Annotated in this window: 23 protein-coding genes; 10 read left to right on the forward strand and 13 right to left on the reverse strand. The window is 59.4% G+C overall.

The genetic code is table 11. The features are described 5' to 3' along the window. Positions 1-194 precede the first annotated feature (194 nt). Positions 195-326, reverse strand: a complete 132-nt coding sequence (locus FHX05_RS30715; protein ID WP_281409876.1) for a hypothetical protein — start codon at positions 324-326, stop codon at positions 195-197. Between FHX05_RS30715 and FHX05_RS01385 the strand changes: the two genes are divergently transcribed. Then, complete coding sequence (locus FHX05_RS01385; protein WP_183870456.1) at positions 325-1800, forward strand: NAD(P)H-hydrate dehydratase; 1476 nt, start codon at positions 325-327, stop codon at positions 1798-1800. The two genes, FHX05_RS30715 and FHX05_RS01385, sit on opposite strands and share 2 nt — an antisense overlap. 2 nt (positions 1801-1802) lie before the next feature. Here FHX05_RS01385 and FHX05_RS01390 read toward each other — a convergent pair whose 3' ends face one another. Both FHX05_RS01390 and uvrA read right to left on the reverse strand, forming a co-directional pair. Further along, a complete protein-coding gene (locus FHX05_RS01390; RefSeq protein WP_183870457.1) occupies positions 1803-2609 on the reverse strand; it encodes a DUF72 domain-containing protein in 807 nt (268 codons plus the stop codon). 33 nt (positions 2610-2642) lie between these two features. Continuing rightward, positions 2643-5564, reverse strand: a complete 2922-nt coding sequence (gene uvrA / locus FHX05_RS01395; protein ID WP_112610291.1) for an excinuclease ABC subunit UvrA — start codon at positions 5562-5564, stop codon at positions 2643-2645. 273 nt (positions 5565-5837) lie between these two features. Between uvrA and FHX05_RS01400 the strand changes: the two genes are divergently transcribed. After that, the gene (locus tag FHX05_RS01400) at positions 5838-6389 is read left to right on the forward strand and encodes a single-stranded DNA-binding protein (protein WP_183870458.1); all 552 of its coding nucleotides are present in this window, start codon (positions 5838-5840) and stop codon (positions 6387-6389) included. 50 nt (positions 6390-6439) lie between these two features. On the opposite strand, the gene FHX05_RS01405 is transcribed toward FHX05_RS01400, so the two are convergent. Further along, positions 6440-7072, reverse strand: coding sequence for a MarC family protein (locus tag FHX05_RS01405; RefSeq protein WP_069612164.1), 633 nt, complete (start codon positions 7070-7072; stop codon positions 6440-6442). A 224-nt stretch (positions 7073-7296) separates the two neighbouring features. Between FHX05_RS01405 and gyrA the strand changes: the two genes are divergently transcribed. Further along, positions 7297-10083 (forward strand): DNA gyrase subunit A, encoded by a 2787-nt coding sequence (gyrA, locus tag FHX05_RS01410; RefSeq protein WP_183870459.1) that lies wholly within the window; start codon positions 7297-7299, stop codon positions 10081-10083. A gap of 148 nt (positions 10084-10231) precedes the next feature. On the opposite strand, the gene FHX05_RS30285 is transcribed toward gyrA, so the two are convergent. The 5 genes from FHX05_RS30285 to FHX05_RS01425 all read right to left on the reverse strand — a co-directional run bounded on the left by FHX05_RS30285 (position 10232) and on the right by FHX05_RS01425 (position 11980). Beyond that, positions 10232-10795, reverse strand: coding sequence for a hypothetical protein (locus FHX05_RS30285; protein ID WP_246698825.1), 564 nt, complete (start codon positions 10793-10795; stop codon positions 10232-10234). Between the two features lie 33 nt (positions 10796-10828). Then, positions 10829-11122 (reverse strand): NAD-dependent epimerase/dehydratase family protein, encoded by a 294-nt coding sequence (locus FHX05_RS30290; RefSeq protein ID WP_281411833.1) that lies wholly within the window; start codon positions 11120-11122, stop codon positions 10829-10831. A gap of 209 nt (positions 11123-11331) precedes the next feature. After that, positions 11332-11466 (reverse strand): hypothetical protein, encoded by a 135-nt coding sequence (locus FHX05_RS30720; RefSeq protein ID WP_281411835.1) that lies wholly within the window; start codon positions 11464-11466, stop codon positions 11332-11334. 39 nt (positions 11467-11505) lie between these two features. Beyond that, entirely contained in the window at positions 11506-11664 is a 159-nt protein-coding gene (locus tag FHX05_RS01420) for a hypothetical protein (RefSeq protein WP_015339886.1), read from the reverse strand. Positions 11665-11755: 91 nt separating this feature from the next. After that, positions 11756-11980: a hypothetical protein gene (locus FHX05_RS01425; protein ID WP_246698826.1), complete on the reverse strand. Its 225-nt coding sequence runs from the start codon at positions 11978-11980 to the stop codon at positions 11756-11758. 202 nt (positions 11981-12182) lie between these two features. Here FHX05_RS01425 and coaD point away from each other — a divergent pair, with 202 nt between their 5' ends. The 7 genes from coaD (at position 12183) to FHX05_RS01460 (ending at position 17956) form a co-directional block, all read left to right on the forward strand. Beyond that, the gene (gene coaD, locus FHX05_RS01430; RefSeq protein ID WP_015339888.1) at positions 12183-12695 is read left to right on the forward strand and encodes a pantetheine-phosphate adenylyltransferase; all 513 of its coding nucleotides are present in this window, start codon (positions 12183-12185) and stop codon (positions 12693-12695) included. Between the two features lie 29 nt (positions 12696-12724). Further along, positions 12725-13297, forward strand: coding sequence for a peptidylprolyl isomerase (locus FHX05_RS01435; protein WP_015339889.1), 573 nt, complete (start codon positions 12725-12727; stop codon positions 13295-13297). Positions 13298-13331: 34 nt separating this feature from the next. Next, on the forward strand, positions 13332-13832 hold the full coding sequence (locus FHX05_RS01440; RefSeq protein ID WP_183870460.1) for a peptidylprolyl isomerase: 501 nt from the start codon (positions 13332-13334) through the stop codon (positions 13830-13832). Between the two features lie 88 nt (positions 13833-13920). Continuing rightward, positions 13921-15006, forward strand: coding sequence for a tRNA preQ1(34) S-adenosylmethionine ribosyltransferase-isomerase QueA (gene queA / locus FHX05_RS01445; protein ID WP_183870461.1), 1086 nt, complete (start codon positions 13921-13923; stop codon positions 15004-15006). 6 nt (positions 15007-15012) lie between these two features. Further along, entirely contained in the window at positions 15013-16143 is a 1131-nt protein-coding gene (gene tgt / locus FHX05_RS01450; protein ID WP_112400629.1) for a tRNA guanosine(34) transglycosylase Tgt, read from the forward strand. A 243-nt stretch (positions 16144-16386) separates the two neighbouring features. After that, entirely contained in the window at positions 16387-16812 is a 426-nt protein-coding gene (locus FHX05_RS01455; protein WP_183870462.1) for a VOC family protein, read from the forward strand. Positions 16813-17065: 253 nt separating this feature from the next. Beyond that, positions 17066-17956, forward strand: coding sequence for a cell wall hydrolase (locus FHX05_RS01460; RefSeq protein WP_183871163.1), 891 nt, complete (start codon positions 17066-17068; stop codon positions 17954-17956). A 180-nt stretch (positions 17957-18136) separates the two neighbouring features. Here the strand turns inward: FHX05_RS01460 and FHX05_RS01465 are convergent, their stop codons facing one another. The 4 genes from FHX05_RS01465 to FHX05_RS01480 form a co-directional block, all read right to left on the reverse strand. After that, on the reverse strand, positions 18137-18559 hold the full coding sequence (locus tag FHX05_RS01465) for a DUF4864 domain-containing protein (RefSeq protein WP_112415143.1): 423 nt from the start codon (positions 18557-18559) through the stop codon (positions 18137-18139). Between the two features lie 57 nt (positions 18560-18616). Further along, positions 18617-19882 (reverse strand): beta-ketoacyl-ACP synthase II, encoded by a 1266-nt coding sequence (gene fabF, locus FHX05_RS01470; RefSeq protein ID WP_183870463.1) that lies wholly within the window; start codon positions 19880-19882, stop codon positions 18617-18619. A 17-nt stretch (positions 19883-19899) separates the two neighbouring features. Then, entirely contained in the window at positions 19900-20406 is a 507-nt protein-coding gene (locus tag FHX05_RS01475) for a helix-turn-helix domain-containing protein (protein WP_112610307.1), read from the reverse strand. A 146-nt stretch (positions 20407-20552) separates the two neighbouring features. Beyond that, on the reverse strand, positions 20553-21143 hold the full coding sequence (locus tag FHX05_RS01480) for an NADPH-dependent FMN reductase (protein WP_183870464.1): 591 nt from the start codon (positions 21141-21143) through the stop codon (positions 20553-20555). Positions 21144-21171: the final 28 nt, after the last annotated feature.

Raw genomic sequence — 21171 nt, forward strand, 5'->3', positions numbered from 1 at the left:
TGTTACAGCAGGCCTATTTCCCGCTCGGCCAACGTAATGCACGTATCATGCCAATTGAAAACAAGCTGCCGTAAAAATTCCCGGCGATTTCGCACCGAGACGATGAATTGATGAGGATTTTTCGGGAAAATGGAAGCGATTTCGCGTCGAAATGCGTTGGATAAGCAAAATTTCGCAAAAAAGTGCTGTGCGCGTCATGTTTGTGCTCCAGCAAGGTCTTGAATGTTATCGGTTAATTGTTGTGCAAATGCATATTTATAAACCAAAATGGCCGCCGCAATAGCGGTTGTTTTTGAGGCAGATTTCGCATCTATAATATCCGCCATGATGTTCCCGCTCGCCGATCTGCTTCTCACCCCTGACGCCATGTCTCGCGTCGACTGCGCTGCGGCCGCATCCGGCATCAGCTCCTATGGCCTCATGGAGAAGGCAGGGCAGGCGGTTGCTGCCGCGTCACTTCGGCACTTTCCCGGAGCGCTGCGTTATGTCGTCCTTTGCGGGCCTGGCAATAATGGCGGGGACGGCTACGTGGCGGCGCGGGCGCTGCGACAGGCCAGAGCCGACGTGCAGCTCTTTCATCTGGGCGATCCACAGCGGCTCAAGGGGGACGCCGCCCGCGCTTTCGCCGAGTGTCCAATCGATGGCGCTGCGTTCAGTGGTTATGCCCCGATGACCGGAGATGTGGTGATCGATGCTATCTTTGGCGCAGGACTCTCCCGTTCCGTGCCGGATGATGTGGTGGCCATTATTGGGCGTGTCAATGAGGCTGGCATTCCGGTGATTGCCGTTGACCTGCCCTCGGGCCTCGATGGCCGCAGCGGCCGCATTCTCGGCGCTGCCTTTCGCGCTGTGCGAACAGTGACCTTCATGACGCGCAAGCCGGGACATCTTCTCCTTCCCGGTCGCGACCTTTGCGGAGAGCTTGAGGTTTTCGACATCGGCATTCCCGACCGCATCGTCCGCGCCCATGCCGACCGCTTGCTCGCCGAAAACAAGCCGGCACAGTGGCAGGCGGCCATACCTTCGGCAGGCGTCGAGACGCACAAATACAAGCGAGGTCATCTCGTCGTCTTCTCGGGCGGGCCGAATGCGACAGGTGCCGCGCGCATGTCGGCAATGGCGGGCCTGAGGGCTGGGGCAGGGCTCGTCACTATTGCATCGCCCTCGGAGGCTCTGGGGGTTAACGCCAGTTTGTTGACCTCAATCATGCTGCATGCAGTCGACGACGAAGCCGCTTTACGGAAATGGCTTACCGATCAGCGTCTTTCGACCTTCATTCTGGGGCCGGGCTTCGGCGCCGGTGAGAAGGCGCGGCAATTCTGCCTCGCGCTTGCGGATCGGCATCTGGTATTGGACGCAGACGGCATCACCTCGTTTCGCGACGAGCCGCAGCGATTGTTCGATGCTTTTGCCGAAGGGCCGACGCGATTGGTGCTGACGCCGCATGAGGGGGAGTTTGGTCGCCTCTTTCCCGATATTGCGGCCGACGAGACATTGAGCAAGATCGACAAGGCGAGGGCAGCGGCAAAGAGAGCCCATGCCGTGATCATCTACAAGGGCGCCGACAGCGTGATCGCCGCCCCCGATGGCAGGGCACTGATCAATGCCAACGCGCCACCCTGGCTTGCCACGGCCGGCTCCGGCGATGTACTTGCCGGCATTGTCGGCGGCCTCATGGCGCAGGGAGCGCCCGCATTCGAAGCCGCCGCGGCCGGCGTCTGGCTGCATGGCTTGGCGGGCCAGCATGCCGGCAAAGGACTGACGGCCGAAGATCTCGTAGCAGCCGTCAAGCCGCTATAGGGCTACTTTGCCACTTCTTCCTGCAATGCGATCGCGCCCGGAGGCGCGTTCACCTTGCCCTCATGGATCATGAAGGCAAAGACATCACGCGGCTCGGCTTTGATTTTGCGTTTCGCATCGATCAGCGGCAGGTCATCCGGCACCTTGCCCGCGGCCCAGGTTTTCAGGCGATCCGCCCAGGCTTTCAGGTCCTTCTGCGGATAGCAGGTCTTGATGTCATCCGAGCCTTTTTGCAGTCGGGCATAGACGAAGTCCGCGGTCACGTCGGCGATCATCGGATATTCGAAATGCTCTGCACAGACTGGCGCCACATTATACTTTTCAAGCAGTGCAATGAATTCCGGCACCTTGAAGGAATCGTGCCTGACTTCGACCACATGCCTGAGAGCAAGCCCATCCTGCTTGGCCGGCAGCAGCTTCAGGAAAGCCTCGAAATCATCCGGATCGAATTTCTTCGTCGGCGCGAACTGCCACAGCAGCGGGCCGAGGTGATCGCCGAGCTCGCTGATGCCGGATTCCAGAAACTTCTGCATTGACTCGCCCGCCTCGGCAAGGACGCGGCGGTTGGTGACGAAACGCGTCGCCTTCAGGGAGAAAATAAAGCCGTCGGGGACATCGGCGGCCCATTTGGCAAACACTTCAGGCTTCTGCGTGCTGTAATAGGTGCCGTTGACCTCGATCACTTTCAGCTGGCGGCTGGCATAATTCAGCTCGTCCTTCTGCTTCAGCGTGTCGGGATAGAAGGTCCCGCGCCAGGGCTCGAAGGTCCATCCGCCGATACCTGTGCGGATTTCGCCCGCTTTGGTCATTCTCTCCTCCTTGGACGTCAGTCCGGGTGAACCTTACTCCGCCGCGGCAACCTTCTTCACCGGCCGCCGCTCCAGCAGTTCTTTCAGGAATTGCCCCGTATAGGAGCGCTTCTCCTTCACGATCGCCTCCGGCGTGCCGACAGCCACGATCTCGCCGCCGCCATCACCGCCTTCAGGACCGAAATCGAGGATCCAGTCGGCGGTCTTGATGACTTCGAGATTGTGCTCGATGACCACGACGGAATTGCCCTGATTGACCAGTTCGTGCAGCATTTCCAGAAGCTTGGCGACATCGTGAAAGTGCAATCCGGTTGTGGGTTCGTCGAGAATGTAGAGCGTGCGGCCCGTCGATCGCTTCGACAATTCCTTGGCTAGCTTGACGCGCTGCGCCTCGCCACCCGAAAGCGTATTGGCCTGCTGTCCCACCTTGATATAGCCGAGACCGACATCCTTCAGGCTCTGCAGCTTGTCGCGCACGGCGGGGACGGCCGCAAAGAAATCGACGCCTTCCTCGACCGTCATGTCGAGCACGTCGGCGATCGACTTGGTCTTGAAGGTGACGTCGAGGGTTTCGCGGTTGTAGCGCTTGCCGTGGCAGACGTCGCAGGTGACGTAGACGTCGGGCAGGAAGTGCATCTCGATCTTGATGACGCCGTCGCCCTGGCACGCCTCGCAGCGGCCGCCCTTGACGTTGAAGGAGAAGCGGCCCGGCTGATAGCCGCGCGCCTTGGCTTCCGGCAGTCCGGCAAACCAGTCGCGGATTGGCGTGAAGGCGCCGGTATAGGTCGCTGGGTTCGAGCGCGGCGTGCGGCCGATCGGTGACTGGTCGATGTCGATCACCTTGTCGATATGCTCGAAACCGTCGATGCGGTCATGATCGGCGGGGATTTCACGAGCGCCCATGACACGCCGCGCCGCCGACTTATAAAGTGTCTCGATCAGGAAAGTAGACTTGCCGCCGCCGGACACGCCAGTCACTGCAGTGAAGACACCGAGCGGAATAGACGCCGTGACATTCTTGAGGTTGTTGCCTCTCGCGCCGACGACCTTGATCTCCTTGCCCTTCTTGGGCTTGCGTCGCTCGTCTGGAACCGGCACGCCGAGCTCGCCGGAAAGATATTTACCGGTCAGTGACTTCGGGTTCGCCATGATTTCCTGCGGCGTGCCATGCGCCACCACCTGCCCGCCATGCACGCCAGCCGCGGGGCCGATATCGACGACATCGTCGGCTGTGAGGATGGCGTCCTCGTCGTGCTCGACGACGATGACGGTGTTGCCGATATCCCGCAGATGCTTCAGCGTTTCCAGAAGGCGTGCATTGTCGCGCTGATGCAGGCCGATCGACGGCTCGTCGAGGACGTAGAGAACGCCGGTCAGGCCCGAGCCGATCTGCGACGCGAGCCGGATGCGCTGGCTTTCGCCGCCGGACAGCGTGCCGGAATTACGCGACAGGCTCAGATATTCGAGGCCGACATCGTTGAGGAAGCGGAGGCGATCGCGGATTTCCTTGAGAATGCGCACCGCGATTTCGTTCTGCTTGTCGGTGAACGTGCCCGGCAGCGCATCGAACCAGTCGCGAGCAACGCGGATCGACATCTCCGCCACCTGGCTGATGTGCAGCTTGTCGATCTTGACCGCCAGAGCCTCCGGTTTCAGGCGATAGCCGTTGCAGGCCGGGCAGGGGGCGGCCGACATAAAGCGTTCGATCTCCTCGCGTGCCCAGGCGGAATCCGTTTCCTTCCACCGGCGCTCGAGGTTCGGCACGATGCCTTCGAAATTCTTATGCGTGGTGTAGGAACGCGCCCCATCGGCATAGTGGAATTCGATCTTGTCTTCCGTGCCGTTCAGGATCACATCCTTGGCCTTGTCGGACAGCTCGTTCCAGCGATTGCCGAGCTTGAAGCCATAGTGCTTGCCGAGCGCTTCCAGCGTCTGGTTGTAATAAGGCGAGGTCGACTTGGCCCAGGGAGCGATCGCGCCATCGCGCAACGTACGTTCCGGCTCCGGCACGATCAGTTCCGGATCGATCTTCTGCTGCGAGCCTAGGCCGTCGCAGGACGGGCAGGCGCCGAAGGGATTGTTGAAGGAGAACAGGCGCGGTTCGATCTCCGGAATGGTGAAGCCGGAAACCGGGCAGGCGAATTTCTCCGAGAACAGCACGCGCTCATGTGTCTCGTTCAGCGACTTGTTGGCCGAACCGCCGGCAGCGGTTTCTTCAGGCGGCAACGGCTTGTCTGCGAATTCCGCGACCGCAAGCCCATCGGCAAGACGCAGTGATGTCTCGAAGCTGTCGGCAAGGCGCGCCGCCATGTCTGGACGCACGACGATACGGTCGACGACCACGTCAATGTCGTGCTTGTATTTCTTGTCGAGCGCCGGCACATCGGCGATCTCGTAGAACTGGCCATCGACCTTGACGCGCTGGAAGCCCTTTTTCATGAGCTCTGCCAGTTCCTTCTTGTATTCGCCCTTACGCCCGCGCACGAGCGGCGCGAGAATATAAAGCCGCGTGCCTTCCTCATAGGCGAGCACGCGGTCGACCATCTGGCTGACGGTCTGGCTCTCGATCGGCAGGCCCGTGACTGGCGAATAGGGAACGCCGACGCGGGCAAACAGCAGACGCATATAGTCGTAGATTTCCGTAACCGTGCCGACCGTCGAGCGCGGATTGCGCGAGGTCGTCTTCTGCTCGATCGAAATCGCTGGCGAGAGGCCGTCGATCTGGTCGACATCAGGCTTCTGCATCATTTCGAGGAACTGCCGCGCATAGGCCGAAAGGCTTTCGACATAGCGGCGCTGGCCCTCGGCATAGATGGTGTCGAAGGCGAGCGACGACTTGCCGGAGCCGGAAAGGCCGGTCATGACGATCAGCTTGTTGCGTGGCAGATCAAGATCGATGCCCTTGAGATTGTGCTCGCGCGCACCACGTATCGAAATAGTCTTCAGTTCGCTCATCGTCGTATGCAGGTCCTTTGGAGTCTGCCTTTATTTAGTGATGTCAGCCCGCGAGTCGAGGCTGAAATGAAGGGATGGAGCCGGGTTTTCGATTCCGTTGACATCATCATAGGGATAAATTAGAACAAATAAAGAACAAAATTATCGCGGCGATTTCTTTGTGGATGAACGGAACCGAGAAGGCCGCATAAATAGCACCCGACGCCCGCTATGGGTTAAGGTGCTCCCCATAGAATTTCAAAGCCGTCGATGGGCGGCAAGCAGGGTGGTATCATGGCCGGTAGTGTAAACAAGGTAATTCTGGTTGGAAATCTCGGGGCGGACCCGGAAATCCGCCGCACGCAGGACGGCCGCCCGATCGCCAACCTCAATATTGCCACGTCGGAAACTTGGCGCGACCGCAATTCCGGCGAGCGCAAGGAAAAGACCGAATGGCACCGCGTCGTCATCTTCAATGAAGGCCTCTGCAAGGTGGCTGAGCAATATCTGAAGAAGGGTGCCAAGGTTTACATCGAGGGCGCGCTGCAAACGCGCAAATGGCAGGATCAGAACGGTCAGGACCGCTACTCGACCGAAGTCGTGCTGCAGGGCTTCAATTCGACCCTGACCATGCTCGATGGCCGCGGCGAGGGCGGCGGTTCCATCGAAGGTGGAAGTCGTGGCGGCCGCGGCGGCGGTGATTTTGGCGGCGACTACGGTGGCGACGACTACGGCCAGTCCTCATCGCAAGGCTCCTCCCGTGGCGGTGGCGGCAACCGTGGCAGCAGCAGCCAGGGCGGCGGCGGCAACTTCTCGCGCGATCTGGATGATGACATCCCGTTCTGAGATAGGCGCAGCTGCTTGATCGTTAAAAGCCCGCTCGTTTGCGGGCTTTTTCATGAAAGCGTGAGCGCCGCTTTTGCTCCATCCACTACGAACTGCGCGGCAAGCGCCGCAAGAATAACCCCGAGCAGCCGGGTGAGAATGGCCCGGCCGGTAGCGCCGAGCATTCGGTCGAGCCTGTCTGAAATGGCAAGGGCTGCAAAGACCAGGGCGAGATTGACGGCGATGACGCCGATCAGCTGCGCCCGGTCAAGCGTCGTTTGCAGCGAGCCGGCCAACAGAATGGTGGCGGAGATGGCGCCAGGACCGGCGATCAGGGGCAGGGCGAGGGGGAAGACCGCAATATTGCGGATATGATCCTTGGTGATCGCGACTTCGGTCGTCTTTTCCTTCCTGTCCTGCCGCCGCTCGAACACCATCTCGAAGGCGATCCAGAACAGCAGCAAGCCGCCGGCAATGCGGAAGGCGCCGATGGAGATACCAAGCACACCAAGCACGCTGGCGCCGAACAGGGCGAAGGCCGCCAGGATGAAGAAGGCGATCAGCGAGCCGCGCAGCGCCACTTGCTTGCGCTCCGAACGATTCATGCCAGCCGTAAGTCCGATGAAAAGCGGCGCGAGCCCCGGCGGATCGACAGTGACAAGCAGAGTCGTGAAGGCATTGATCAGCGTATCCGCGCTCGCCATATAGTCCCCGAAGCTTGTTCTGTCGCTGTTAGCGAGCATTGTTATGCGAGGAACGGGCTTTCGCAAAGGGTCATGCGCTGGTGTTGATCAGTTTCGCCATGGAAATGTTCGATTCCATGGCTTAAAGGGGCAAAACCTGTTCAAAAACACCGGCCAAAATTGGCGCTCGCCAGGCCTTTCGGCTATAAATTTCGCAGTGATTCTAAAAGAGATCGTGATCTGTTTTGACTGAGCAAACACCACCCGGCGGCGGGAAGCTCCCGCCAGGCATCGAGCCGATTTCCATCATCGAGGAAATGCAGCGGTCGTATCTCGATTACGCCATGAGCGTGATCGTCAGCCGTGCGCTTCCTGACGTTCGCGATGGTTTGAAGCCCGTTCATCGGCGCATCCTCTACGCGGCGCATCAGAGCGGCTATCACTGGAACCGCAAATATGTGAAGTCGGCCCGTCCCGTCGCCGACGTCATGGGTAGCTATCACCCGCACGGCGACGCTTCGATCTATGACGCCTTGGTCCGCATGGCGCAGGATTGGTCGATGCGTGTGCCGCTTATCGACGGGCAGGGCAATTTCGGCTCGATTGACGGCGATCCGCCGGCGGCGATGCGCTACACGGAATCCCGCCTGACGAAGGTCGCCCACGAGCTTCTCGAGGATATCGACAAGGAAACGGTCGATTTCCAGGAAAACTATGACGCGACGACGGAAGAACCAAAGGTTCTGCCGGCACGCTTCCCGAACCTGCTCGTCAACGGCTCCGGCGGCATCGCGGTCGGTATGGCGACGAACATTCCGCCGCACAATCTCTCCGAAGTCATCAACGGCTGTATCGCGCTGATCGACAATCCGGCGATCGAGCTGCCTGAGATGATGGAGATCATCCCCGGTCCGGATTTCCCGACCGGCGCGAAAATTCTCGGCCGCGCCGGCATCCGCTCCGCCTATGAGACGGGGCGCGGCTCCGTCGTCATGCGCGGTGTCGCGACCATCGAGCCGATGCGTGGCGATCGCGAGCAGATCATCATCACCGAGGTTCCCTATCAGGTGAACAAGGCGTCGATGATCGAAAAGATGGCCGAACTCGTGCGCGAGAAGCGCATCGAGGGCATCTCGGACCTGCGTGATGAGTCCGACCGCCAGGGCTATCGCGTCGTCGTCGAGCTGAAGCGCGATGCCAATGCCGACGTCATTCTGAACCAGCTTTATCGCTATACGCCGCTGCAGACCTCTTTCGGCTGCAACATGGTGGCGCTGAACGGCGGCAAGCCCGAGCTGATGAACCTGATGGACATGCTGCGCGCTTTCGTGGCGTTCCGCGAGGAAGTCATCAGCCGCCGCACCAAATATCTGCTGCGCAAGGCCCGTGATCGCGCTCACGTCTTGGTCGGTCTGGCAATTGCCGTCGCCAATATCGATGAAGTCATCCGCGTCATTCGCCAGGCGCCGGATCCGCAATCGGCCCGCGAAGAGCTGATGACACGCCGCTGGAATGCGGCAGACGTCGAATCTCTTATCCGGCTAATCGATGATCCCCGGCATCGCATCAACGAGGATGGCACCTACAACCTCTCTGAAGAGCAGGCGCGCGCCATTCTCGAACTGCGTCTGGCACGTCTAACCGCTCTCGGCCGTGACGAAATCGATGAAGAACTCAATCAGATCGGCGCTGAGATCAAGGACTATCTTGATATTCTCTCGTCGCGTGCCCGCATCCAAACCATTGTAAAAGATGAGCTTGCTGCCGTTCGCGACGAATTTGGGACGCCGCGCCGCACCGAGATCGTTGATGGCGGTCTTGAGATGGACGACGAGGATCTGATCGCCCGCGAGGACATGGTCGTCACCGTTTCTCATCTCGGCTACATCAAGCGCGTGCCGTTGACCACCTATCGTGCGCAGCGCCGCGGCGGCAAGGGTCGCTCGGGAATGACCACTCGTGACGAAGATTTCGTTACCCGGCTATTCGTTCTCAATACGCATACGCCAGTCCTGTTCTTCTCGTCGCGCGGTATCGTCTACAAGGAAAAGGTCTGGCGTCTGCCGATCGGCACGCCGACATCGCGCGGCAAGGCGCTGATCAACATGCTGCCGCTGGAGCCCGGCGAACGCATCACCACGATCATGCCGTTGCCGGAAGACGAGAGCACCTGGGACAATCTCGACGTCATGTTCACGACGACGCGCGGAACCGTGCGCCGCAACAAGCTGTCGGATTTCGTTCAGGTGAACCGCAACGGCAAGATCGCCATGAAGCTCGAGGAGGAGGGTGACGAAATCCTCTCCGTCGAGACCTGCACCGAACATGACGACGTGCTGATGACGACGGCGCTCGGCCAGTGCATCCGCTTCTCCGTATCGGATGTGCGTGTCTTTGCCGGCCGCAATTCGATCGGCGTTCGCGGTATCACGCTTGCACCAGGCGATCGCATCATTTCGATGACGATCGTCCGGCATGTGGATGCCGAGCCGTGGGAGCGCGCAGCCTATCTCAAGCGCTCCGTCAGCGAGCGCCGCTCCGCGACGGGTGACGACGAGGAGATTGCACTGGTCGGCGAGGAAGTCACCGAAGAGGGACAGCTCGGCGACGAGCGCTACGAAGAACTCAAGGCGCTCGAGCAGTTCATCCTGACGGTTTCGGAAAAGGGCTTCGGCAAGCGGTCGTCTTCTTACGATTTCCGCATCTCCGGCCGCGGCGGCAAGGGTATCCGCGCCACCGATACGTCGAAGACGGGCGAGATCGGCGAACTCGTCGCCGCATTCCCGGTCGAAGATGGCGATCAGATCATGCTCGTCTCGGATGGCGGTCAGCTGATCCGTGTGCCGGTCGGCGGCATCCGCGTCGCCAGCCGCGCCACCAAGGGCGTCACCATCTTCTCTACTGCAAAGGACGAGAAAGTCGTATCCGTCGAGCGTATCAGCGAGCCGGAAGGCGACGAGGATGATGTTTCGGCAGCCGAGGACGATGCTGCTGCCGGTGATGCCGGCAGCGAGGGTGGCAGCGAAGAATAGTCTTCGCTGTGGCCGCTTGGAGAGTAGTGAGGCCGGGCTGGCCCATCTGGACGCTGAAGGTTTTCGATCGCGTGAGCTTGGCAACAAGGCTCACGCGGTTGTCATTTGGAGCAGAGCGCACAGAATCTGGCTGCCGATTCCTAACTCTTTATTCCGGGCGTTCGTTATTTTGCGAAAAGGGCGGCAGAACCTCCAGGCTGTCCCGTTCCAGCTGCGCAAAAACCTCGTCATAGCCAAAACGGAAATGCCAGCCGAGAACCGTGCCCGCAGATTTGGATGCATAAATGCGATCGATTCTGTCCGGCAGCGACCAGTTTCGCTGTGCAAATTTCGCGGCAAGGCCGGGCGCGCGCAGCTGGATGACGGAGGCGGCATCGGCCGCGAGCGCTTCGCAGTCTTCTGGTTTAAATAGCGTGCCGGCGGAAACGATATGTCGTTGAAAATCTTTGCCGCTGTTCGTCAGCGCCGCGACATGGGCATCCGCAACATCGCGGATATCGACGCCGCGATGCAGACGATAGACGGCCATCACATTGGTCGATTCCGGAAAGCTTCGAGACATGCGTAAAACGCGGACCTGCAAACCCGGGCCAGTCATGCCTTTAAGGATCTGCTCGGCTTCCAGTTTCGTGCGGTGATAGATGCTTTTCGGTTGCGGTGCGGTGTCTTCATCGACCCCATGTGCAATGACCGGGAACGATCGCCCGACCATAAAGTGCGGTCGTACCGGTAAACACCAGTCGTCTCACGCCGGCAGCCAGCGCCGCTTCCGCCAGCTGCCGTGTTCCATCCACATTGATGCGGCGAATTCATCCTCGGAAACCGTGCCGACATGAGGGGCGTGCAAGGCCGCGCAATGGATGACTGCATCCGCATCCGTCAGCGCCCGGCGTAGCAACGCCGCATCGGTAAAATCTCCAAAGAGATGCGTCGTTGAAAACGGTGAACGATCGATGCCTATCACCCTATGGCTTGGCGCCAGGCCATTAAAGATCGCCCGGCCAAGTCGCCCGGAGCTGCCTATCAGGACAATGCGCATCTTGATCCCTCGATGAACCGCGATCACCATAGCATGATTGAAGCAACCGGCGCGCTTCCTCTTACAAAATCATGCTTTTGCGTCTTGGCAGTGGGGCCTAAGGGAAGCGCCGGGACCATAAGGGAAAAAAAACGGACGCTGGCGGGGAAAGCGTCCGGTTCAGGTTCCATGCGAGCTATGTGGCGGGGGAGGTGCTCGGTACGCGGAGATCAGAGCGTCTTGTGACGCTTATGCAGCCTCTTGCTGTCTTCGCTTTCGCGATGAAGCGCCGAAATGGTGGATGCGACTGACACGACAAACATGATGCTGATGAAAAGTGTAAGCAGCGTCAAAATTGTGAACATGATCGCTCCCTCCTTTGGTGGGACTAGCGTTCAGATCCCTTAGTACTGGCTCGAGGCAACGAAGGGACGAGCCGAAGCAAAGGGACCGTAGATCTTCGACTGGTCGGGTTTCTGATCGTAAAGCGCAACGGTTGCTGCAAGCATTCCCGAAATCATGGCCATCCAAACAACGTTAATAAGGGTGATCTTGTCGGGCATACTCTTCTTCCTTCTTGCCGCAATGTGCAATCTGAGTTTCGGACTGTTAACGCGGCGTTTTCCAAATGGTTCCGCCGATATTGAGAGCTATCTAGCAATGTGTGCCTGAAGCGACCTTGAATGCCTTGTTCATCTGGCGTTCAGATTCGCGATGCGTCTTGCGCATGGCAGTGGCGATTTCTTGGGCAAAATTGATATCTTTGCTGTTTTCCGAGGCGGAATCCCATTCGATCTCATAATGGTCGGAGAAAAGATGAACGAGGTATTCGACGAAAAATGAACCGATGATGGCGCCTGCGATGATGAAGACGAGCATGGCATGATGTCCCTGAAACCGAGATCGGCGAGCCGTTGAACCAGGCCCGTTTCGATGTTGATGCCAGTAAAGCATTGTCGAGCTGAAACAGGCTTGAACGGCGTGTTCATCTGCAGTTCAGAGGCTGCCGCCGGGTTGCAAATCACTTGCGATACGGCCTCATCCATGACAAAAGGCGTCGAAACAACGAGCCGGCTTGATAATGACGACAGCCTTCTATCCAGGGTCCTTCGACCCGATGACCAACGGACATTTGGATGTCCTCGTGCAGGCGTTGAATGTCGCCGCCAAGGTGATCGTCGCGATCGGCATTCATCCGGGCAAGAAGCCGCTTTTCTCTTTCGAGGAGCGGGCGGAGCTGATCCGCAGATCGCTCGGTGAGGCTCTGCCGCAGAAGGCGGGCGATATTTCCGTCGTCGCTTTCGACAATCTGGTTGTCGATGCCGCTCGCGCCCACGGCGCGACCTTGCTTGTACGCGGCCTGCGCGATGGCACCGATCTTGATTATGAAATGCAGATGGCCGGCATGAACAGGCAGATGGCGCCGGATATTCAGACGCTGTTTCTGCCTGCCGGCACGGCCTCGCGGCCTATAACCGCCACATTGGTGCGGCAGATCGCATCCATGGGCGGCGATGTCAGCGCCTTCGTGCCGTCGGCGGTTCTGGAAGCGCTGAACGGCAAACTCAAAAATAAGGCCAGCGGCAACAGCTGAGCCGAAATCCAATCCCGAACGGAGCATCCATGAAACTCTTTCATATTGCATTGGCAGGATTCCTGAGCCTTGCCGCCTTCGCAGGCAGTGCGTTCTCGGCCGCAGCCGCAGATCTTTTGACCATCCAGCTCAAGGACGGCCCGGTGGTTATCCAGCTGATGCCGGAAGTTGCTCCGAAGCACGTCGCGCAGATCGAAGCGCTGGCGAAGAAGGGCGCTTACGACAACGTCGTGTTCCATCGCGTTATCGATGGCTTCATGGCTCAGACGGGCGACGTTCAGTATGGTAACGCCTCTAAGGGTTTTGATCCGAACAAGGCCGGCACCGGCGGTTCCGATCTGCCGAACCTTCCGGCCGAATTCTCCAAGGTTCCGTTCACGCGCGGCGTTGTCGGTATGGCGCGCGCCCAGGACCCGAATTCCGCCAACTCGCAGTTCTTCATCATGTTCGCCGACGGCGCTTTCCTGAACGGCCAGTACACGGTCGTCGGCAAGGTCATCTCGGGCATGGAGCTCGTCGACAAGATCAAGCGTGGCGAAGGCCAGAACGGCGAAGTGAGCAACCCTGACAAGATGGTCAAGGTCACCGTCACCAAGAAATAATTCCAAAGCAAACAGAGAGAACAAGGAAACGAACATGGCTGAGATCAAGGATCCAGAAAACACCCTCATCCTGGAAACCACCAAGGGCCAGGTTGTCATTCAGCTTCTGCCGCAGGTTGCTCCGGAACATGTTGCCCGCATCAAGGAGCTTGCCCGTGAAAAGGCTTATGACAACGTTGTTTTCCATCGCGTCATCGACGGATTCATGGCTCAGACCGGTGATGTCGAGCATGGCAAGGTTGGCGGCAACACCGCCCGCGCCGGCACCGGCGGCTCGTCCAAGCCTGATCTGAAGGCTGAATTCTCCGCAACTCCGCACGTTCGTGGTACGTGCTCGATGGCTCGTTCGCAAAGCCCGAACTCGGCCAACTCGCAGTTCTTCATCTGCTTCACAGATGCACCTTGGCTGAACAAGCAGTACTCCGTTTGGGGTCAGGTCATCTCCGGCATGGAATTTGTTGACCAGATCAAGCGCGGCGAGCCGGTAAAGGATCCGGATTCGATCGTCTCCGCGCGGGTTGCCGCCGACGTCTGATCGTGATTACTCCTGAAACCCGCTTCTTGCGCCTTGGGCGTGAGGGGCGGGTTTCGCTTTGCCTGGATGAACTGCCTGGACCAATTGAATGCGTGTTGACCTTTTCGATTTCGATCTGCCGGAGGAGCGTATCGCGCTCAGGCCTGCCGAGCCGCGCGACGGCGCGCGTCTGCTTGTTGTCGATCCGAACAATGGCTCGCATGCGCTGAGCGACTATCAGATACGGGATCTGCCATCCTTCCTGCGCCCAGGCGACGCGGTGGTCTTCAACGATACCAAGGTTATCCCGGCGCAGCTGGAAGGCATTCGTCACCGCGAAGGCGCGCCCGGCCAGCAGGTGTCTGCTACCCTCCATATGCGCGCCGCACCCGACCGCTGGAAGGCCTTTGCCAAGCCCGGCAAGCGTATCAAGATCGGCGATCGCATCCAGTTCGGTCACGGCGAAAATGTCTGCGCGCTCGGTTCGCTCGACGCCACTGTCGAGGAAAAGGGCGAGGGCGGCGAGATTACCCTGCGATTCGATCTGTCCGGTCCGGCTCTCGACGAGGCGATTGCCAGCGTTGGGCATATTCCACTGCCACCTTACATCGCGGCGAAGCGCCCCGAAGACGAGCGCGATCGCGCCGACTATCAGACGATCTATGCGCGTGAAGAGGGCGCGGTCGCAGCGCCCACCGCCGGCCTGCACTTCACGCCGTCGCTCTTTGCCGCGCTCGATGCCATGGGCGTCGAGCGGCATTTCGTGACGCTGCATGTCGGCGCCGGCACCTTCCTGCCTGTCAAGGTCGACGATACCGATGACCACAAGATGCATTTCGAGATCGGCTATGTCGATGCCGCCACCGCCGAGAAGCTTAACGCCGTCAAGGCGAGGGGTGGGCGCATCGTCTGCGTCGGCACCACGTCGCTGCGACTGATCGAAAGCGCCGCCGCTAACGACGGCACAATCCAGCCTTGGCAAGGCGCTACCGGCATCTTCATCACGCCCGGCTACCGCTTCAAGGCCGTTGATATGCTGATGACCAATTTCCACCTGCCGCGCTCGACCCTGTTCATGCTCGTATCGGCCTTTGCCGGCCTCGATACGATGCGCGCGGCCTATACCCATGCTATCGAGACGGGCTATCGCTTCTATTCCTATGGCGATGGCAGCCTGCTCCACCGGAAAGACTAGGACGAAATGAGCGAGAGCTTTCAGTTTCAATTGAAGAAGACCGATGGTGGCGCCCGCCTCGGGGAAGTTTCCATGCCGCGCGGCACGATCCGCACGCCGGCCTTCATGCCTGTCGGTACCGTCGGCACAGTCAAGGCGATGTATCTCGATCAAGTACGCGAGACGGGTGCCGATATCATTCTCGGCAATACCTATCACCTGATGCTGCGTCCGACAGCCGAGCGGGTCGCCCGCCTTGGCGGCCTGCACCAGCTGATCCGCTGGCCGCATCCGATCCTCACGGATTCTGGCGGCTTCCAGGTGATGTCGCTGTCCGGTCTGCGTAAACTCGATGAGCAGGGCGTCACCTTCAAATCGCATGTCGACGGCAGCTTGCATCACATGTCACCGGAGCGATCGATCGAGATCCAGGGATTGCTCGGCTCCGATATCCAGATGCAGCTCGATGAATGCGTCGCCCTGCCGGCAACGCCGAAGGAAATCGAGCGCGCCATGGAAATGTCGCTGCGGTGGGCGGAGCGTTGCAAGGTTGCCTTCGGCAACCAGCCCGGCAAGGCGATGTTCGGCATCGTCCAGGGTGGCGACGTGCCGGAGCTGCGCGTCCGCTCCGCACAGGCGCTGAGCGGTATGGACCTGAAGGGCTATGCGGTCGGCGGCCTTGCCGTCGGCGAGCCACAGGAAGTCATGCTGCGCATGCTCGAGATCACGCTTCCGGAGCTGCCGACTGAGAAGCCGCGCTATCTGATGGGCGTCGGCACGCCCGACGACATCCTGAAATCCGTCGCCCGCGGCATCGACATGTTCGATTGCGTGATGCCGACCCGCTCGGGTCGTCATGGATTGGCCTTCACGCGCCGCGGCAAGGTGAATATCCGCAATGCCCGCCACGCCGAAGACATGCGTCCGTTGGACGAGCAGTCCAATTGCCCGGCTTCGCGGGATTATTCCCGCGCCTACCTGCACCATCTCGTCCGCGCCAACGAAGCGCTCGGCGGTATGCTGCTCTCCTGGCACAATCTCGCCTACTATCAGGAACTGATGCAGGGCATTCGCCAGGCGATCGCCGAAGGCCGCTTTGCCGATTTCATGGCCGAGACGCAGGAAAATTGGGCGAGGGGTGATCTCGAGCCCGTTTGATTCAATGACGACGAGGATGCGCCACGCGATCTTGCTCCAGTGGCGGTTTCGCGCTAACAGAAGCGTGTCGAAAAAGGCAGGGTTGGTTTCGGTAGGCCCAACCCCTTCCAATCTGGAAGCACTGCTCCTAGCCGTTGGTTATGAGAGCCCGCGACGCGGAACTTGACCATTGTGGTCGAGTGTCTCGCGTTGGCGTGCCGTTTCGACCGACATGTCTCCGCGGGAAAGCCTTTTGGAGCTGTCATGAGACTGAACCACCTGGATCTGCACGTTCCCGATGTCGCCGCGACCCGGGATTTTTTTGTTTCCGTTTTCGGTCTGACGGAGGTGGAAACGCGGGGCGCAAATGGCCTTGCCATCCTTCGCGACGATGCCGGACTTGAACTTGTCATTAGCCGGCCTATCGCGAAATTCGGCGGCGCCGATGGCGTCTCCGTCGGTCGCAATACCTATCACATCGGCTTCATGCAGCCCTCCCGCGAGGCGGTTGATCTGTTGTTCGAGCGGGTGAAATCGAGCGGCTGTGAAGTTTCGAAGCCGCCTTCGACCATACGCGGCAATTGGTCGTTCTATTGTTTCGCACCGGGGCGAATCCTCGTCGAAGTCGGCTGGCGCATGGACCTTGCTCTGTTGGTAAATCATTTATTATCGATTGATTGCTATCCTTAACAAACATCATTCTGAGCCGGCCGGAACGGGCTTGCCTTGGGCAATTTCCGTTCCCGGCCGTGTTTCAAAATGAGCTCGGCGACAATAAACCATTGGGAAAAATAGCGAATCGGAATAAACGGTCCATCCGCCTTTGAAAAACGTCATTGGCAGATTTGATTGCGTGGCCGCTTGGAATTTTGAAAAAATCCGGCTAAAACGCATTCTCTTGATCGATAAGGGCTGTACTACCGAAAATAGGAGGCACTTGCCGTTGAGGGCGCAACGCAAATTCGGGGCATGTCTTTCGGGACTATTGGTTGTCGGTTTGGCCGCTACGGGCTGCACGACGACGCAGAAGACAACCCCCACCCCCAGCAATACTACCAAGCCCATTCGTGGCGCTAAAGTAACGTACAATTACACGACGAAGGACAAGGACTGTCTCGAACGTGCAATGTACTTCGAATCAGAGCGTTCCGACCCGAGCGGTTACATGGCTGTCGGTACGGTCGTAATGAACCGGCTGACCTCCGGTGCTTATCCACCCACGATATGCGGCGTCGTTGCCCAGGAAAAGCAGTTTGCTCCAGGCGTGATGACCAGGGAAGTCAAGGATCAGGCAAAGCCCGATCTTGAAGTCGCTGCCTCGAAGATCCTGCGCGGCGAACGGCATCCCCAGGTGAAGGACGCGATGTTCTTTCATACCGAAGGCCTGAGATTCCCATACGATAATATGCACTACGTCGCTTATGCCGGCGGCAACGCGTTCTATGAGAAGCGTGGTCGCGATGGCGAATTACAGACGCCTGCGCCGCTTCCGGCCTATGAGGTTGCGATGAATTACGTGCCCGCACAGGGCGCGCCGCAATCTCCGTTCGTCCTGCCGGAAACGCAGCCTGCGTCCATGACGTCTGCCGTAGCGGCCTTCACGCCGGTCTCGAATCCGACGGTGACCATGCCACAGAGTGCCGTCGTCATCCCGACTGCGGTTCCGATCCCGACGCCCGCACCTACGGACATGGCAATTTCAGGACCGCTCTCGAGCGGCGAGACCACATACACGAATACACCTATGCCGGCTTCGACAGTTGTGATTCCGCAGCCTCGGCCGGAATTCGAAGGCAACATGCCCGCAGGAAATTCGCTTAGAGTTCGCGGTTAATAAGATCGGGCCTATGCTTTATGACAGCGCGTCTCTTGTTTAGAGGTGCGCTGTTTGCGTTTTGTAGCCAGCGATGCTTTAGAGCGGTTCCAGCAAAAGTGCGAAGCGGTTTTGCGTCCGGAACGGCGTAAAAACAAGAAGATAGAGCGTTTTCGCGATTCGAAGAAAAGCGGAAATGCTCTAAATGCCCTCACTTGCCGTTTTGGCAAGAATCTGCACGCCGTTGATCTTATAACTGCCGTCCGGTTGACGAGTTATCTGGTAGATCGCCGTCCAGTCCTTGTCATCGGTGCCTGTGATCAACACCTCCTGATAGACGACTGCGCCATTGTCGATCGCGCGGCTTTTGCCGAAGGCATAGTTGCCGGGATGATAGACCGGCAGGTAGTTCTTCCTCACCATGGCGAAGAAGCTGTCCTTGTCGGGAAAGAGCGCCTTGATGCCAGGTGCGGCGAAGGAATAGGCCGTTGCTGCATCATCGTGCAGAAAAGCTTCGATCTGCTGCTCAATAAGGCTCTGTGCCGTTTGCACCGGATCTTCCGCGTAAGCGACCGGTGCAAAGGCAACGCAGAAGAGAAAAACGGCGAAAGAAAAAGCGCGCATGTCCGTCCCCAGCCATATGGAGAAAGCTTAGCGCGCTTTGATCGCAAGCAGAAGCGATTACTGCCAGCGGCGGAAGAGGGCGCTGGCGTTGACGCCGCCGAAACCGAAACCATTGGAGATTGCGTAGTCCATGGCCATCGGTCGCGCCGTGCCGCCAACAATGTCGATGCCCTCGGCCGCCGGATCCGGATCCTGCAGATTGCGCGTCGGCGGCGCGATCTGGTCCCGCAGCGCCATGATGGTGAAGATCGCTTCCATGCCGCCGGCCGCGCCCAGAAGGTGGCCAGTCGCCGCCTTCGTGCCACTGACGGCAATCGCACCCTCGCGGCCGAAGACGGTCTTAATTGCTTCCATCTCGCCGCGGTCACCGACTTGGGTCGATGTCGCGTGCGCATTCAGGTGTTTGACCTCGGCAGGCGAAATCCGTGCTTGGACGAGGGCCGCGAGCATAGCCCGGCGTGCGCCATCGCCGTCTTCCGGCCCTGCCGTCATGTGATAGGCATCGGCGGCAGTGCCATAGCCGACAAGCTCGGCAAGCGGCGTGGCACCACGCGCAAGGGCGTGCTCCAATGTCTCAATGACAAGCATTCCCGCGCCTTCACCCATGACGAAGCCGTCACGGCCACTGTCGAAGGGACGAGAGGCTTCCTCGGGGCGATTGCTGAAACCTGTCGAAAGCGCGCGCGCCGCAGCAAAGCCGCCAAGGCTGACCTTGTCGATGCAGGCTTCCGCTCCGCCGCAGATGGCAACATCGGCCTCTCCGGAGCGGATCAGCCGCGCCGCATCGCCGATTGCCTGCACGCTGGCCGCACAGGCGGTGACCGGTGCACCGAGCGGCCCCTTGAAGCCATAGCGGATACTCACCTGGCCAGCGGCAAGATTGACGAGGAAGGAGGGGATCGTGAAGGGTGACAAACGCCGCACGCCCTTCGTTTCGGCTGTGCGCACGGCATCGGCGATGGCGGGAAAGCCACCGACGCCCGATGCAATGATCGTGGCCGTCCGCTCCAGAGCGCCGACGTCAGTCGGTTGCCAGCCGGCCTGCAGGATCGCTTCCTCGGCGGCAGCCATGGCGAAGAGGATGAAGCGATCCATCTTCTTCTGGTCTTTGACGGGCACATAGCGATCGGCATCGAAGCCCGCCTCGGGATCTTCGGCGCTATCGGGAACGACGCCGCCGATCTTCGCTCCGAGATCGCCCACCATTTCTTCGGGCAACAGCCTCAGGCCTGAGCGCCCCTCGACAAGCCTCTTCCAGCTTGCATTGACCCCCACGCCCAGGGGCGAAACCAGGCCCATGCCGGTGACGACGATACGATCCATCTTTTGCTCCTATTATCTCAGGCGTCGAAGCCCAGAAACCATGCTTTCATCTGGGCAATGCGTTCGTGAACCGCGTCGTCGGCGGCCGGTCCCGGCACGAGGATCGTGTCTTCGGGCTGAAAGGCGCGGCCGGTGACGCGGTCGATGAGAAGCGGGTCACGATCTTCACCGGTGTTAGCGTCGGCTAGCCGCACGGCGACTTCTTCGGCAGGCAAGTGCCGATTGCCCCAAGTGAAGAGCGCCATCAGCACAGGGAAGAAATCTCGGCCCTTGTCAGTCAAGACATATTCGTAGCGAGGCGGCCGCTCTTGATAGAGCCGCCGCTCAAACAGACCTTCATCGGTCAGATGCTTGAGCCGGCGCGTCAGAATATTGGGTGCAATTCCAAGGCTTTTCTGGAATTCATCAAACCGCCTTAACCCCTGAAGCGCATCGCGCAAGATCAGAATACTCCACCAGTCACCGACGCTTTCGAGCGCACGGGCGGCTGGGCATTTGAAACTGCTGAAGCTCGTTCTCTGCATGCGGAGGCAGATAGCACGAGTAACTATCATGATGCAAGTTACTATCGCGGAGCCAGATTTGCGCGAAGCTGGAACTCAATCTGCTGGCATGCGAGGCTAGGTGGGGATGAGCGAAATGCGCCTGGCTGCGGCCAGGCGGCAGGTTTTCAGTAAGGAGGTGCCTTGCGGGCACGCTGCAGTTTTGCTGCCTCGGTCCACCAGGCGAGGTCCTCGGCAAAACGGGGAAACGCTTTCGCAAGGGCATCGCCTCCGTTCCCGGTAGGTTTGCCGTCAGCGTCCAAGGCGGCCGAGATATTGGCGACTGCGAGGGTGCTTGAGATGACAACCATTCCCATCTCGGAAAGGGTGCCATGCCAGGAGACCGCCGCGTGGGCGCCGGAAAGGCGGCCGCCGGAATAGCTGGCAATGGCCGCCGGTCGCCAAAACCACTCCTCAAGGTAATGGTCGGTCAGGTTTTTCAGGCCGGGTTGCATGCCCCAATTATATTCGCCCGTGACGAAGACGAAGGCATCGGCAGCCCGAATTTTCTCGGCAAGCTGCTCCATGGCCGAGGGAGCGGAGCCTTTGGGATATTCCTTGTACATTCGGTCCAGCATCGGCAGGCCAACTGCTTTGGCGTCGATGAGCTCCACATCGTTTCCGCGCTGACGCAGGCTGGTTACGAGATAATTCGCGAGACGGATGCCGAGGCGATCCGAGCGGTAGGAACCGTAGAGAACCAGAATACTGTCGGTCATTGTTGATTGCCCCCACAGTTTTGTGTGA

Source organism: Rhizobium sp. BK491, from assembly GCF_014194925.1.
In the GTDB taxonomy this organism is placed as follows: domain Bacteria; phylum Pseudomonadota; class Alphaproteobacteria; order Rhizobiales; family Rhizobiaceae; genus Rhizobium.

What these genes read in the sequence shown, in the direction of transcription:
- coaD (WP_015339888.1), top strand. Translation starts at nt 12,183, where the DNA reads ATGACGACAGCCTTCTATCCAGGGTCCTTCGACCCGATGACCAACGGA.
- FHX05_RS01420 (WP_015339886.1), bottom strand. Translation starts at nt 11,664, where the DNA reads ATGCCCGACAAGATCACCCTTATTAACGTTGTTTGGATGGCCATGATT.
- FHX05_RS01475 (WP_112610307.1), bottom strand. Translation starts at nt 20,406, where the DNA reads ATGCAGAGAACGAGCTTCAGCAGTTTCAAATGCCCAGCCGCCCGTGCG.
- tgt (WP_112400629.1), top strand. Translation starts at nt 15,013, where the DNA reads ATGAGCGAGAGCTTTCAGTTTCAATTGAAGAAGACCGATGGTGGCGCC.
- queA (WP_183870461.1), top strand. Translation starts at nt 13,921, where the DNA reads ATGCGTGTTGACCTTTTCGATTTCGATCTGCCGGAGGAGCGTATCGCG.
- FHX05_RS01390 (WP_183870457.1), bottom strand. Translation starts at nt 2,609, where the DNA reads ATGACCAAAGCGGGCGAAATCCGCACAGGTATCGGCGGATGGACCTTC.
- FHX05_RS01400 (WP_183870458.1), top strand. Translation starts at nt 5,838, where the DNA reads ATGGCCGGTAGTGTAAACAAGGTAATTCTGGTTGGAAATCTCGGGGCG.
- uvrA (WP_112610291.1), bottom strand. Translation starts at nt 5,564, where the DNA reads ATGAGCGAACTGAAGACTATTTCGATACGTGGTGCGCGCGAGCACAAT.
- FHX05_RS30285 (WP_246698825.1), bottom strand. Translation starts at nt 10,795, where the DNA reads ATGGTCGGGCGATCGTTCCCGGTCATTGCACATGGGGTCGATGAAGAC.
- FHX05_RS01405 (WP_069612164.1), bottom strand. Translation starts at nt 7,072, where the DNA reads ATGGCGAGCGCGGATACGCTGATCAATGCCTTCACGACTCTGCTTGTC.
- FHX05_RS01385 (WP_183870456.1), top strand. Translation starts at nt 325, where the DNA reads ATGATGTTCCCGCTCGCCGATCTGCTTCTCACCCCTGACGCCATGTCT.
- FHX05_RS30720 (WP_281411835.1), bottom strand. Translation starts at nt 11,466, where the DNA reads ATGTTCACAATTTTGACGCTGCTTACACTTTTCATCAGCATCATGTTT.
- FHX05_RS01480 (WP_183870464.1), bottom strand. Translation starts at nt 21,143, where the DNA reads ATGACCGACAGTATTCTGGTTCTCTACGGTTCCTACCGCTCGGATCGC.
- FHX05_RS30715 (WP_281409876.1), bottom strand. Translation starts at nt 326, where the DNA reads ATGGCGGATATTATAGATGCGAAATCTGCCTCAAAAACAACCGCTATT.
- FHX05_RS01455 (WP_183870462.1), top strand. Translation starts at nt 16,387, where the DNA reads ATGAGACTGAACCACCTGGATCTGCACGTTCCCGATGTCGCCGCGACC.
- FHX05_RS01440 (WP_183870460.1), top strand. Translation starts at nt 13,332, where the DNA reads ATGGCTGAGATCAAGGATCCAGAAAACACCCTCATCCTGGAAACCACC.
- fabF (WP_183870463.1), bottom strand. Translation starts at nt 19,882, where the DNA reads ATGGATCGTATCGTCGTCACCGGCATGGGCCTGGTTTCGCCCCTGGGC.
- FHX05_RS30290 (WP_281411833.1), bottom strand. Translation starts at nt 11,122, where the DNA reads ATGCGCATTGTCCTGATAGGCAGCTCCGGGCGACTTGGCCGGGCGATC.
- FHX05_RS01425 (WP_246698826.1), bottom strand. Translation starts at nt 11,980, where the DNA reads ATGCTCGTCTTCATCATCGCAGGCGCCATCATCGGTTCATTTTTCGTC.
- FHX05_RS01435 (WP_015339889.1), top strand. Translation starts at nt 12,725, where the DNA reads ATGAAACTCTTTCATATTGCATTGGCAGGATTCCTGAGCCTTGCCGCC.
- FHX05_RS01465 (WP_112415143.1), bottom strand. Translation starts at nt 18,559, where the DNA reads ATGCGCGCTTTTTCTTTCGCCGTTTTTCTCTTCTGCGTTGCCTTTGCA.